Origin of the sequence: Microvirga flocculans ATCC BAA-817 (assembly GCF_000518665.1) — a bacterium.
Taxonomy (GTDB): domain Bacteria; phylum Pseudomonadota; class Alphaproteobacteria; order Rhizobiales; family Beijerinckiaceae; genus Microvirga; species Microvirga flocculans.
Genome location: NZ_JAEA01000009.1, coordinates 1 through 12,474 on the forward strand (window position 1 = coordinate 1; position 12,474 = coordinate 12,474).

Below are 12,474 nucleotides of genomic sequence, written 5' to 3' on the forward strand. Positions count from 1 at the left end.
CGGCGGATGAGGAACTCGCGGTGCGGGTCGAGCTTGGAATAGCGCCAGCCGCCCTCCGGCTTGGGCGCTAGGCTGCCGGTGTCCCGATAGGCAGCCATCAGCCGGACCACGAAGGCGACCGACACGTCAAAGTGCCGGGCAGCGGCATGACAGGAGTGCCCCGCCTCGACAAAGCGCGCCACGCGGCGGCGAAGGTCCAACGAGTAGGACTTGGTCATCGCTCATCTCCTCCAAAGAGGGCCAAGATGAGTGAATCACGAAGCCGTCACATCGTATAGTCCAAACGATTCCGTCAGAATTGCCCTTGCTCTAGCGCATCCTGCGGGTCCGCCCGTCCGATGCTTTAGCGCCTCAACGACAGCGGATTGTCCGAGAGCGCCGCCGCGTCCGGCTGGTCGACGGCGGGCTTTCCGAGGAAGGCGTTCCAGAGCTTTTCCACCGTCTCGCGCTCCAGGTCGTCCACGATGAAGACGAGGCGGCTGCGCCTGTCCTCGCTCGGCCAGCGCGGCAGCACGGCGGGCACATGGATCACGTGCTGCACGCCGTGGATCACGACCGGATGCTCCGGGTCTTCGGCCAGGGCCACGAGGCCTTTCACGCGCAGGAGCCTCGCGCCCTGCGACGAGCGCAGCAGGTCGAGGAACATGTCGAGCGTGCCCTGGCGGATCGGCCGGTCGCTCGTGAGGCAGAAGGCGCGGATGCGCTCGTCGTGCCGGTTCACGTCGTGATGATGGTGATGGCCGTGGTGATGCCCGTGACCGTGATGATGTCCGTGCTGGTGCGCGTGGCTCTGGCGCTCGGCCTCTTCCACGGCCTCCGTCTTCAGCCACTCGGCGACGTCGGCGATCTTGCCCTCGACATCGAAGAGGCCGCCGGCGATGACCGCTTCCACGGGCGCATCCGCTGTCAGGAACGTAGCGCCCGGATTGAGCCCATGGAGCCTTTCGCGAAGCCGCGACAGCTCCGCTGCGTCGTCCACGAGATCGGTCTTCGAGATGACGATGCGCTCCGCCACGGCGGCCTGTTTCACGGCTTCCCGGTGGGCGTCGAGGGTGGCTCCGCCATTCACCGCATCGATCACCGTCACCACGCCTTCCACCGCGTAGCGCAGGGAGAGATAGGGGTGATAGAGCACCGCGTGCAGGATCGGCGCGGGGTCTGCAAGGCCCGTGGTCTCGATGATCACGCGCTTGAAGGGCAGGATGCGGCCGTTGTCGCGCTTGCGCAGAAGGTCTTCCAGCGTCGCGATCAGGTCGCCGCGCACGGTGCAGCAGAGGCAGCCCGCCGAGAGCAGCACCATGCCCTCGTCGACGGTCTCCACGAGCAGGTGGTCGAGGCCGATTTCGCCGAACTCGTTGATGATGACCACCGTGTCCTGCAAGGCCGGGCTCTTGAGCATCCGGTTGAGCAGGGTTGTTTTCCCCGAGCCCAGAAAGCCCGTGAGGATGGTGAGCGGAATGGGGGCGGGAGGGGACAGGGGGCTGCTGGTCATCGTGTTCAATCCGCAATCGGCACCAGGGGCGCATCCTTCAGGCGGCGCTGTTCCAGCACTACGTTGGCGATGATGGCCGCCAGCACAAGAGCGCCGCCCGTCATTTGCAGGGGAGACAGGGCCTCATCCAGGATGAGCGCCGAGGAAATCGCCGCGACCACCGGTTCGGTGCAATAGATGATCCCGGCCGCGACCGCCGTGATGCGGCCGAGCGCCAGGAATTGCAGCACGAAGCCGAACACGTAGCCGCCGATGGTCATGGCGACCGCAAAGGGCGCGACGGCCAGGGCCGTGGGAGGCACCAGCTGTCCCGCGGCCAGGCTGATGAGTGCGGCGGTCGGCAGGACCAGCAGATGGATCCAGAAGGTTTTCGCCATCACGCCGGTCCTGCGGCAGCGCGCTGCGGCGAAGAACTGGATGGCCGTGGCGAGGCTCGCGCCGAAGGCGAGCGCCAGCCCCCGCCAGTCGAGGCCGCCGAAAACCGGCCCGACCACGAGCGCGACGCCGAGGGTCGCCAGCGCGACGACCCCGAGCAGGGCCGGCGTGAGCCTCGTCCCCTCGACGAAGGGGCTCGCGAGCACGATGAGGATCGGGAAGGTGTAGAACACCACCGCCGCCACGGTCACCGGGATGAAGGCCACGGAGGAAAGATAGCAGATGCCCACGAAGGCGGTGGCGATGCCGAGGAGCAGCAGGGTGCCCCTCTCCTCCCGCGCCGCCTTGAGGGAGCTTCGCGTCACGGCGGCGACGATGCCGACCAGGACCAGCATCAGGAAGACCCGGTAGACCACGATGGCCGAGCCGCTCGCCCCGGCGAAGGACGCCATGCGGGCATAGACGATGTTGAAGCCGTAGAGGCTGGCGGAGACGAGGGCAAAGACGAGGCCGCTGGCGGGCGAGGAGCGAGTCATGGGAAAACCGGCGAGGCGAGGTCCGAACCGTTCGCCCGGATAGGCCGGAAATGCAAGGGCGAGAGATTGTTCTCACAAGCAGGCCCCCCTCTTCGGATCGAGGCGCAAGGCAAAACGCCCGGGCAAGGCCGGGCGCTGCAAGGATGCTGCGATGAAGGAAAGGCTCAGTTGGCGACGGACTTGGGCTTGGAGGCTTCCGCTTTCTGAGGAGCCTTGGCCTTCGTATCCGCTGCCGGTTTCGCAGCCGGCTTGGCGGTGCCGCTGACCGGCTTGACGCTCACGCTGGCGCGCGGCTGGTCCTTGCCCTTGGCCGCAGCCTTCTCGGTGGTCTTGGCGCTGTCCGGTGCCTTGGCATCGGCCTGCTTGGCGACCGCATTGCCCTTCTTGGCCGCCGTTGCCTTGCCGGTCTTGGCCTTGCGCGCCTGCTCGGCGGCATCTTCGGCGGCGGCCTGGGCGGCGAGCTCCGCCTCGCTGGGCGGATTCAGGCCGATCCAGACCCGCTCGGGCTCCACCGCTGTGCGGGGGCCGAGCACCGTGCGCACCGGCTTCGCGGCGGTGTCCCCCGCGAAAGCCATGACCTCGGAGGAGAAGAGGTTCGGGATGTTGCTGTCCGTCTCTGCGACGACCGGCGCATCTTCCTCCTGCGGCATCGGCCCCTTGCGGTCGCAGATGACAGGGCGCATGTCCGGCGGGCTGGTATTGGCGGAGGCGGGCAGAGCCGCGAGTTCCGGATTGGTGAAGTTCACCTTGCTGCTGAAGCCCCGGTCGAACAGCTCGGCCGCCTTGATGGTGCGCTCGTTGGCGGAGGGAGCGCCGAGCACGACCGTAATGAGGTGGCGGCCGTTGCGGGTGGCGCTGGCCACCACGTTGAAGCCGGACGAGCAGATGAAGCCCGTCTTCATGCCGTCGGCTCCGGGATAGCGGCCGATGAGGCCGTTGGTGTTGCGCATGATGCGGCGGCCGAACTGCACGGCGCCGATGTCGAACAGGTTCCGGTACTCGGGAAATTCCCGGAGCAGCGCGCGGGCCAGGATCGCCATGTCGCGGGCCGTGGTCTGGTTCCGCTCGTCCGGCAGACCGTGCGGATTGGCGAAGCGGCTGCCGACCATGCCGAGGCGCCGGGCATGGGCGTTCATGAGGGCCGCGAAATCGTCGATGGAGCCGCCGATATTCTCCGCGATGGTGGCGGCGACGTCGTTCGCCGACTTGACCATCATGATCTTGAGGGCGTTGTCGAGCCGGATCTGCGTACCGGGCTTGAAGCCCATCTTGGAGGGGGGCAGGGCTGCCGCGCTGTCGGAGACGACGAGAAGCGTATCCATGGCCATGTGGCCGGAGCGAACCTGATCGAGCGCCACATAGGTCGTCATCAGCTTGGTGATGGAGGCTGGAAACCAGGGGTCCGTCGCCCGCTCCGCGTGGAGGACGCGGCCGGACTCGAGTTCGACGACGAGGGCGGGTCCGCCTGCGGCCAGGACCGGGCCGCCGACAAGGGCTGCAAGGGCGAAGGCGATCACGCGGAGAGCGCGGCTAACGTTCATGCGGAACGACTCCTTGGCTTCGTTCAACGATAGGAGAGGATCGATCGGCCCCGCCTGTCAGCTGGGCTATTTTTAGAGCCAAACCCTGGCCTTGGCTAGGTTGGGCGGTTTTTTGCTTGCTTAAACCCCCCTTCTTAACAAATTCCATGGCAAGAGAGTGGCAAGAGCGGCGCGGATTGTGGACTGATATGACGGCTTCCCTTCTCTGGATTCCGGTGACCCTGGCGGCGGCCGCCGCCCAGACGGGCCGCAACGCGACCCAGCGCCGGCTCACCGAAACCATCGGAACCGTGGGCGCGACCCAGGTCCGGTTCCTCTACGGCTTTCCCTTCGCGCTCCTGGCGCTCGCCGCCGTGAGCCTCGTGACGGGCGAGACCATGCCTCATCCCAATGCGGCCTTTCTCGCCTATGTCCTGAGCGGCGCCCTGACCCAGATTCTGGCCACGGCCCTCATGCTCTCCGCCATGCGTGAGAGGGCCTTCTCGGTGGTCACGGCCTATACCAAGACCGAGCCGGTGCAGGTAGCGCTGTTCGGGCTGGTTCTCCTCGGGGACACCCTGACGCCGGCCGCGTCCCTGGCGATCGCGGTCGCCACCGCAGGCGTCGTGCTCATGTCCGTCAAGCCGGGCGCGGGGCTGACCTCGTCCGGCCTGAAGCCCGTCGTGTTCGGCCTCGCCTCGGGCGCCTTCTTCGCTCTCGCGGCCATCGGGTTCCGCGGCGCGATCCTGTCCCTCGAGGCGGGTTCGCCTCTCATCCGGGCTTCCACGACCCTGGCCTGGGGATTGGGATTGCAGACGGCGATTCTGATCGCCTGGCTCGGCCTGTTCGACCGCAAGGCGCTGGTGGGCAGCTTCGCGGCCTGGTGCCCGTCGCTGGGGGCGGGCTTCCTCGGGGCGCTCGCGTCCCAGTTCTGGTTCATCGGCTTCGCTCTTACGACCGCGGCCAATGTGCGCACCCTGGCGCTCGTGGAGGTGTTGATGGCGCAGGCGGTGTCCCACCGTTTCCTGGCGCAGGCGACGACGAAGCGCGAGGTGGCCGGAATGCTGCTGATCCTGGGCGGCGTCGCCCTGCTTCTCCTCTCGCATCGCTAGAGCATCGAACGCAAAAGTGGGAACCGGTTTTGCTTGCAAAGATGCGCCAAACCAGAAGCATCGAACGCAAAAGAGGGAACCGGTTTTGCGTGCGGCGCGCCTCGATCCATGTCTTCTCAGACGACGAAGAAGTCGTCGTATTTGAGCGAAAGGCCCTTCGCGACCTTGGCGAACTCGATGGCCGCATGCTTGGAGCCAGAACCGTCTGCATCGTAGGACAGAACGCCGGTTTTCTTGTTGTAGATGACGTAGTCGTTCCTGTCGTCGGCCCGGGAACCGACCTCGAAATAGGCGCTCTTCAGCTTTCTCGGTGCGCTCGTCGAACCGGATCCGAGCTTCGTGAACACGCCGTTGTCGAGGTAGATCGTATCGTCGGCATGGGAGAACTTGTAAATCGTATCCACGTTCGTCTTGCGGTTCAGACGCGTGCTGAACGTAAAGATGTCGGCATTCGCGCCGCCGTTCAGCCAATCATTTCCTGCTCCTCCGCTGAGGTTGTCAGCTCCGCTGCCGCCGCTCAGCGTGTCGTTTCCCGCTCCGCCATACAGCCTGTTGGCCATCACGTTCCCGGTGATCCTGTCGTTTCCGCTGCCGCCCTTGGCGTTCTCGATCCAGGCATTGTAGGCGATGCCGAGCGTACGCGTCTCGAATTCCAGATCGCCCGTCGAATAGCCCGGCCCGATCTCGCTGTAGGAGCCGGGCGTCAGGTTGATGACGACGGCCTCGGGCCTGTTGCCCCACGCGATCGTATCGTTGCCGCCAGCATCCCAGATGGTTTCGAGAATCTGGTCGTAGGATGAATAATCGTAGACCGTGTTGCCGCGGTTGTACGTCATGTTGGCGCCGTAGAGCCACTGGATGGCGGCGATGTCCGATACCATCGGCGTGATCGGAAGGCGCGAGCTTTCGATGCCGTCATTCTCGTCTCCGACATGATCGAAATAGCTCATCACCGTGTACAGAAGGGCATCGTTCCCAAACGTTGCGACCGGACCGATATTGTAAGCGTTCGTCTCCTGGTGCGGATGCTTGAGACCGAGTGCATGGCCGATCTCGTGCAGCAGAACGCTGCCGAAACCGTAGGTATAGAGCTGCGGGTTGTGATTGTACGGGTTGTCGCCCAGCCAGACATCTCCGCTCCAGGGATTGCCGCCGGGATAATAGGCATAGGCTGTTGGCGCATCCGAGGTGAAGGCGAAGCGCAGATCGCCCGCGACCGTTTGGGAATCCTGAACTTCCGTGAACGTGATATTCGCGACGTTCGACCATTTCGAGAGAGCGAGCCGGACCTGCTGCATCTCGAAGCTGTTAAGGGTCATCCAGCCATCGTTGTAGGGCGGCCGCGTATCGCCGTCGCCATCGGGATAGGTTTCAATATACCGAGAATCTCCCAAACCTGCCATGCTGTAGGTGAGGGTTGTCGAGATCGTTCCCGACAGCTGGTGCCACTTGAAGGCCGACAGGAGCGAGTCGATCCGATTGCTGCCCGATAGCCAGGTCGAATCGAGCAGGTTGTACTCACGGGATGCCGTCGGGCTGTGTTCGGACGAAAGGGAAGAATTGCGGGCGGTCATCTCCAGCACTCCACGTTCTGAAAACGTCAGGTGTGGACGGTGTTCGACGACACCGGGTCCACGATGGACCTGCCCCGGCAGTCTCCTCTTCTCGTTTCTGGAATCGTGCTGAGTTTAACGCCGGATCGATGGGCTCTGAAACACGCGTCTCATGCCCCGGCAGGGACAATTGCGGACTACCTCCGAGCGCGCGATGATCCGTGCTCTCTGGAACGGCCGTTCGATCCGCCCGAGCCGATGGTGCGATCTGACGTTCGCACCATGAGACATGCCTTTGCCGGATAGATTACGGCGACGCTTTGGCTTGTCGTTGCGGCAGCAACATGATAACGAACAACGTTACATTTCACATAAGGGCTGGAACCGTTTCATGACCGACGCTGCCGATCCTGTGCAACCCGCTTACCGCGTTCTCCAAGTCGGCGATCCAGTTCCCTGGTTCAAGCAGAACTCGACCAGCAATCCGCATTTCAGCTTCGACACGGTGGCCGGCCGCTACATCGTTCTTTGCTTCTACGGCCTGGGATCCGACGAGGTGGGTCGCGCGACGCTGGCGTCGTTCCAGGAGGAACATCGCGACCTCTTCGACGATGACAAGATCGCGCTCTTCGGCGTGAGCTTCGATCCGTCGGACGAGTCGGAGATGCGGGCGAGGCAGATTCTCCCCGGCATCCGCCACTTCTGGGATTTCGACGGCTCGGTCGGGCGTCTTTACGGCGCTCTCCCGCACAATGCGGCGCCAGGACAGACGCAGATCCCGGTTCGCCGGTTCTGGATGGTTCTCAATCCGTCCCTGCGCGTGCGGGCCATCTTCCCCTTCGAACAGGATGGCGGCGACCGCGAGAAGGTCATGGCCTATCTGCGGGAATTGCCGCCCGTCGGTCTCTATGCCGGGGTCGAGCTTCCGGCTCCCGTTCTCGTCATTCCCGATGTGTTCGAGCCCGAATTCTGCCGTCACCTGATCAATCTCTACGAGCGGCATGGCGGCGAGGAATCGGGCTTCATGCGCGAGGTGGACGGCAAGACCGTCGCGGCGCACGACCCGAACCACAAGCGGCGCAAGGATTACACGATCACCGACGAAAACCTGATGCGGCAGCTGCAGCACCGCATCATCCGCCGCGTGAACCCCGAGATCGAGCGCGTGCACTTCTTCAAGCCGACCCGCATGGAGCGCTACATCGTCTCCTGCTACGCATCGGAGGATGGCGGGCATTTCCGCGCACACCGGGACAACACGACGAGCGGCACGGCCCATCGCCGCTTCGCGGTCTCCATCAACCTCAACAACGACTTCGAGGGCGGCGAGGTCAGTTTCCCGGAATACGGGCCGCGCAGCTACAAGGCGCCCCTGGGCGGCGCCGTGGTGTTCTCGACCCCGCTGCTGCACGCGGTGTCGAAGGTCACGTCCGGACGGCGTTTCGCTTTCCTGCCCTTCCTCTATGACGAGGAGGCGGCCAAGATCCGCGAGGCCAACAATGCCCGCCTCGGCGAGGGCGTGGAGGCCTACAAGGCCTGACGTCCGGCGCTATGAGAAGGGGGAGAGCCGTTTCCATTGAGATCGAATCGTCTCTCTTCTTTGTCGTGCCGCTTTTCTTGACGGCGAACCGGATCCACTTTGCCGAAAAATGCTCTCGGGGGCAGGATTATGTCCCGCGCGAGCAGGGCGGGCAGCCGGGCTGCATGACGCTCTCCGCGCCGTGTCAGCGCACGACCGAAACGCTCCCGTCCCGGTTGCGCACGAGGGCGGCGACGATCTTGCTCATCGTTCGCCCGCCTTGATCCACTTGTCCACCTTGGGCGGCTCGTAGGCGCGGATGGCCTCGATCAGCGCGGCGGGCTCGTTCTCGACGATCAGCATGGCCCGGTGAACCGGCTTCACGAAGCCGCGCGCCACCACGTCGTCCAGGAAGTCCGCCAGCTTGTCGTAGAAACCGCCTGCGTTGAGCAGGGCGCAGGGCTTGCGGTGATAGCCGAGCTGCGCCCAGGTCCAGACCTCGAACAGTTCCTCGAAGGTGCCCAAGCCTCCGGGCAGGGCGATGAAGCCGTCCGCCAGCTCCGCCATGAGCGCTTTGCGCTCGTGCATGGAGCCCACCACCCGCAGGTCGCTCAATCCCCGATGGGCGATCTCCTTGTCCACCAGCGCCTGAGGCATCACGCCGGTCACGTGGCCGCCCTTGGCCAGAACCGCATCCGCGACCGCGCCCATGAGGCCGACGGAAGCGCCGCCATAGACCAGATCGATTCCGCCTGCGGCCAAGGCCTCTCCCAGGGCGCGCGCCATGGCGAGGTAGAGAGGGTCCTGCCCGGCATTGGATCCGCAGAAGACGCAGAGGCGCATGGGATTGTCCTTCATGATTCGTTATCTCCCATGGATAGACGGCAGGACCGCTCGGGGCTCAAGCCCCGGCGACTGCCTGTCCCCATTCTCCGACTTGCTGAACGGGGCAAAGAGCGCCACCTTGTGCCTCGAGAATCCATCCTTGAGGAGACACCCATGACAGCCTGCATCGTCGGCTGGGCGCATACACCCTTCGGCAAGCTCGACGCCGAGACCGTCGAGAGCCTGATCGTCCGCGTCGCCAGCGAGGCGCTCGACCATGCGGGCATCGGCCCGGAGGACGTGGACGAGGTGGTGCTCGGCCATTTCAACGGCGGCTTCTCCCCGCAGGATTTCACGGCTTCCCTCGTCTTCCAGGCCAGCGACAAGTTCCGCTTCAAGCCTGCGACCCGTGTCGAGAACGCCTGCGCCACCGGCTCGGCCGCCGTGCACCAGGCGATCAAGACCATCGAAGCGAAGCGCGCCAGAACCGTGCTCGTGGTCGGCGTCGAGCAGATGACGAGGACGCCGGGCCCGGAGATCGGCAACATCCTCCTCAAGGCGTCCTACCTGCCCGAGGACGGCGGAACGCCGGGCGGCTTCGCTGGGGTCTTCGGCAAGATCGCGGGCCTTTACTTCCAGCGCCACGGCGACCAGTCCGACGCCCTGGCGATGATCGCCGCGAAGAACCACAGGAACGGCGTCGACAATCCCTATGCCCAGATGCGCAAGGATCTGGGTTTCGAGTTCTGCCGCACGGAGAGCGACAAGAACCCTTACGTGGCCGGCCCCTTGAAGCGCACGGATTGCTCCCTCGTCTCCGACGGCGCGGCCGCCCTCGTCATCGCCGATACGGAGACGGCCCTGCGCATGAAGCGCGCGGTCGCCTTCCGCGCCACGGCGCATGCGCAGGATTTCCTGCCCATGTCGAAGCGCGACATCGTCCGGTTCGAGGGCTGCGCGGAGGCCTGGCGGCGCGCGCTGGATCAGGCGGGAATCCAGCTCTCCGACCTGTCCTTCGTCGAGACCCACGACTGCTTCACCATCGCCGAGCTCATCGAATACGAGGCGATGGGCCTGACGCCTCCCGGCCAGGGTGCGGTAGCGGTCAAGGAAGGCTGGACGAACCGCGACGGCAAGCTGCCGGTGAATCCCTCTGGCGGCCTGAAGGCGAAGGGGCATCCCATCGGCGCGACGGGCGTGTCCATGCATGCGCTCTCCGCCATGCAGCTCTGCGAAGAAGCGGGCGGCATCCAGGTCCGGAACCCGAAGCTCGGCGGCATCTTCAACATGGGCGGCGCGGCCGTCGCGAATTACGTGAGCGTGCTCGAGCGGATCAAGTAACCAGGCACGGGGCGCCTTGTCATCCCCGGCGGCAGAAGGCCGGGAATGACAACGGACCGCGCCCTACTCCCCCGGCGCCTTGGCCTGAACGGCCAGGGCGTGCAGGCCCCGGTCGAAGGCCTCCTTCAGCACGCCGTTCACGAGGCGGTGACGCTCGACGCGGCTCTTGCCCGTGAAGGCGTCCGATACGATATGTACCCTGAAGTGAGTTTCTCCCCCCTCCCGCCATCCGCCATGACCGCGATGCTGTTCCGACTCGTCCGTGACGGTCAGTTGGAGCGGGTGCAGGTGCTCCTGCAACGTTTGCTTGATCCAGTCAGTCAGGGTCATGCGATGTGTAAACCTTTTTGAACGGGTCTGCGGCCAAAAGCTCTCAGGCCTTGGCTCTGGGCCTGAAGCCACTCATAATCGCTGAATCATGGATCTCAACTCGCCTCTTTTCGACCGCATCCGCATCAAACCCTCCTGCGAGGAGCCGCAGGAGGTCAAGGGACCCGTCTGCGAGCACCCCACTTGCAAGGCCGCGGGCGAATATCGCGCGCCCAAGGGGCGGGACCGGGAAGGGCAGTATTTCCGCTTCTGCCTCCAGCATGTGCGTGAATACAACGCCTCGTACAATTATTTCGCCGGCATGTCCGATTCGGCCGTGGCGGCTTTCCAGAAGGATTCCATCGTCGGCCATCGCCCCACCTGGGCCATGGGTGTGAACGCCTCCGGCGGGGAAGGGCAGGCGGCCAAGGGAGAAACGCGGGACTGGGGCTATTTCGACCCCCTCGGGATCCTGAGAGGAGAGGATTTCACCCAGGCGCGGACCCGCCGGGCCGCTCCCGAGCCGAGGCGGCCGCGCCACACGGGCGCCGTGCGGCGCGCCCTGGACATTCTCGGCCTCGACGAGACCGCCGACGGGCCGGCCATCAAGGCCCAGTACAAGGCCCTGGTGAAACGCTTCCATCCGGACGCCAACGGCGGCGACCGCTCGTTCGAGGAACGGCTGCGCGACATCTCAAGGCGCACGATACCCTCAAGGCCGCCGGGCTCTGCTGAAAAGAGACCTTTCATGCAGGACAGCCCGGCCTTTTAGGAAATTGCGCCATTCCGTTATGGGGTTTAAGAAGCCCATGACACCTTCAAGACACTTCCATTCCACCAAGAGGCCCCTATGACGGCACAAACCGAGACAACGACCCTTCTGCCCGACATGAAGGTGTCCGTGCGACAGGTCTTCGGCATCGACTCGGATCTGGAGGTCCCGGCCTTTTCCCAGGCGGAAGAGCATGTGCCGGATCTCGATCCCGATTACCTCTTCGACCGGGAGACGACGCTCGCCATCCTCGCGGGCTTCGCCCGCAACCGCCGCGTGATGATCACGGGCTATCACGGCACCGGCAAGTCGACCCATATCGAGCAGGTGGCCGCCCGCCTCAACTGGCCCTGCGTGCGCGTGAACCTGGACAGCCACGTCTCGCGTATCGACCTCGTGGGCAAGGACGCCATCGTCCTCCAGGACGGCAAGCAGGTCACCGCTTTCCAGGACGGCATCCTTCCCTGGGCGCTCCAGCACAACATCGCCCTCGTGTTCGACGAATACGACGCGGGCCGTCCGGACGTGATGTTCGTGATCCAGCGCGTGCTGGAACAGTCGGGCAAGCTCACGCTTCTCGACCAGAAGCGCGTGATCCGGCCTCACCCCGCCTTCCGCCTCTTCGCCACCGCCAACACGGTGGGTCTCGGCGATACCTCGGGCCTCTATCACGGCACGCAGCAGATCAACCAGGGCCAGATGGACCGCTGGTCCATCGTGACCACGCTCAACTACCTGCCGCACGACAAGGAGGTGGATATCGTCCTCTCCAAGGCGAAGCACTACCAGGAGAGCCCTGAAGGGCGCGACATCGTCAACAAGATGGTGCGCGTGGCGGACCTGACCCGCTCCGCCTTCATGAACGGCGATCTCTCGACCGTCATGAGCCCGCGGACGGTGATCACCTGGGCCGAGAACGCCGAGATCTTCGGTGATACGGGCTTCGCCTTCCGCGTCACCTTCCTCAACAAGTGCGACGAGCTGGAGCGGGCGCTGGTCGCCGAGTTCTACCAGCGCTCCTTCGGCAAGGAACTGCCGGAAAGCGCCGTGAACATGGTGCTGTCGTAATTGCACGCCTGTCATCCCGGGGCCGCGCGGCGGAGCCCGGGATCCATAGCCG

The 12,474-nt window shown here is 64.8% G+C and carries 11 protein-coding genes and 1 pseudogene; 5 read left to right on the forward strand and 7 right to left on the reverse strand.

All coding sequences use genetic code 11. From position 1 onward, the window contains the following. The 4 genes from L879_RS0111120 to L879_RS21360 form a co-directional block, all read right to left on the reverse strand. Positions 1-218, reverse strand: a 218-nt coding sequence (locus tag L879_RS0111120) for an IS630 transposase-related protein (RefSeq protein WP_027316171.1), incomplete at its 3' end; no start/stop codon positions are given. A 125-nt stretch (positions 219-343) separates the two neighbouring features. Continuing rightward, positions 344-1,492, reverse strand: a complete 1,149-nt coding sequence (locus L879_RS0111125) for a CobW family GTP-binding protein (protein WP_027316172.1) — start codon at positions 1,490-1,492, stop codon at positions 344-346. Between the two features lie 5 nt (positions 1,493-1,497). After that, positions 1,498-2,403 (reverse strand): DMT family transporter, encoded by a 906-nt coding sequence (locus tag L879_RS0111130; protein ID WP_027316173.1) that lies wholly within the window; start codon positions 2,401-2,403, stop codon positions 1,498-1,500. Between the two features lie 164 nt (positions 2,404-2,567). Then, on the reverse strand, positions 2,568-3,944 hold the full coding sequence (locus tag L879_RS21360) for a D-alanyl-D-alanine carboxypeptidase family protein (RefSeq protein ID WP_051435271.1): 1,377 nt from the start codon (positions 3,942-3,944) through the stop codon (positions 2,568-2,570). A 188-nt stretch (positions 3,945-4,132) separates the two neighbouring features. Here L879_RS21360 and L879_RS0111140 point away from each other — a divergent pair, with 188 nt between their 5' ends. Continuing rightward, positions 4,133-5,035, forward strand: a complete 903-nt coding sequence (locus tag L879_RS0111140) for an EamA family transporter (RefSeq protein WP_027316174.1) — start codon at positions 4,133-4,135, stop codon at positions 5,033-5,035. A 116-nt stretch (positions 5,036-5,151) separates the two neighbouring features. On the opposite strand, the gene L879_RS22810 is transcribed toward L879_RS0111140, so the two are convergent. After that, positions 5,152-6,609 carry a M10 family metallopeptidase gene (locus L879_RS22810; protein WP_154664184.1) on the reverse strand — a complete coding sequence of 486 codons (1,458 nt, stop codon included), beginning with the start codon at positions 6,607-6,609 and terminating at the stop codon, positions 5,152-5,154. Between the two features lie 370 nt (positions 6,610-6,979). On the opposite strand from L879_RS22810, the gene L879_RS0111150 reads away from it, so the two are divergent. After that, positions 6,980-8,128 carry a 2OG-Fe(II) oxygenase gene (locus L879_RS0111150; RefSeq protein ID WP_027316176.1) on the forward strand — a complete coding sequence of 383 codons (1,149 nt, stop codon included), beginning with the start codon at positions 6,980-6,982 and terminating at the stop codon, positions 8,126-8,128. Between the two features lie 243 nt (positions 8,129-8,371). On the opposite strand, the gene L879_RS0111160 is transcribed toward L879_RS0111150, so the two are convergent. Next, positions 8,372-8,950: an LOG family protein gene (locus tag L879_RS0111160; protein ID WP_027316178.1), complete on the reverse strand. Its 579-nt coding sequence runs from the start codon at positions 8,948-8,950 to the stop codon at positions 8,372-8,374. Positions 8,951-9,106: 156 nt separating this feature from the next. On the opposite strand from L879_RS0111160, the gene L879_RS0111165 reads away from it, so the two are divergent. Next, positions 9,107-10,273, forward strand: coding sequence for an acetyl-CoA acetyltransferase (locus L879_RS0111165; protein ID WP_027316179.1), 1,167 nt, complete (start codon positions 9,107-9,109; stop codon positions 10,271-10,273). A 63-nt stretch (positions 10,274-10,336) separates the two neighbouring features. On the opposite strand, the gene L879_RS0111170 is transcribed toward L879_RS0111165, so the two are convergent. After that, positions 10,337-10,603, reverse strand: coding sequence for a BolA family protein (locus L879_RS0111170; RefSeq protein WP_027316180.1), 267 nt, complete (start codon positions 10,601-10,603; stop codon positions 10,337-10,339). A gap of 88 nt (positions 10,604-10,691) precedes the next feature. On the opposite strand from L879_RS0111170, the pseudogene L879_RS21370 reads away from it, so the two are divergent. Both L879_RS21370 and cobS read left to right on the forward strand, forming a co-directional pair. Continuing rightward, positions 10,692-11,317: pseudogene (locus L879_RS21370) on the forward strand (J domain-containing protein). A 115-nt stretch (positions 11,318-11,432) separates the two neighbouring features. Next, the gene (gene cobS, locus L879_RS0111180; RefSeq protein ID WP_027316181.1) at positions 11,433-12,422 is read left to right on the forward strand and encodes a cobaltochelatase subunit CobS; all 990 of its coding nucleotides are present in this window, start codon (positions 11,433-11,435) and stop codon (positions 12,420-12,422) included. Positions 12,423-12,474: the final 52 nt, after the last annotated feature.

Bases quoted from the DNA above. Each gene is read 5' to 3' on its own strand.
- L879_RS0111170 (WP_027316180.1), bottom strand. From the start codon at position 10,603: ATGACCCTGACTGACTGGATCAAGCAAACGTTGCAGGAGCACCTGCAC.
- L879_RS21360 (WP_051435271.1), bottom strand. From the start codon at position 3,944: ATGAACGTTAGCCGCGCTCTCCGCGTGATCGCCTTCGCCCTTGCAGCC.
- L879_RS0111150 (WP_027316176.1), top strand. From the start codon at position 6,980: ATGACCGACGCTGCCGATCCTGTGCAACCCGCTTACCGCGTTCTCCAA.
- L879_RS0111130 (WP_027316173.1), bottom strand. From the start codon at position 2,403: ATGACTCGCTCCTCGCCCGCCAGCGGCCTCGTCTTTGCCCTCGTCTCC.
- L879_RS0111140 (WP_027316174.1), top strand. From the start codon at position 4,133: ATGACGGCTTCCCTTCTCTGGATTCCGGTGACCCTGGCGGCGGCCGCC.
- L879_RS0111125 (WP_027316172.1), bottom strand. From the start codon at position 1,492: ATGACCAGCAGCCCCCTGTCCCCTCCCGCCCCCATTCCGCTCACCATC.
- L879_RS22810 (WP_154664184.1), bottom strand. From the start codon at position 6,609: ATGACCGCCCGCAATTCTTCCCTTTCGTCCGAACACAGCCCGACGGCA.
- cobS (WP_027316181.1), top strand. From the start codon at position 11,433: ATGACGGCACAAACCGAGACAACGACCCTTCTGCCCGACATGAAGGTG.
- L879_RS0111160 (WP_027316178.1), bottom strand. From the start codon at position 8,950: ATGCGCCTCTGCGTCTTCTGCGGATCCAATGCCGGGCAGGACCCTCTC.
- L879_RS0111165 (WP_027316179.1), top strand. From the start codon at position 9,107: ATGACAGCCTGCATCGTCGGCTGGGCGCATACACCCTTCGGCAAGCTC.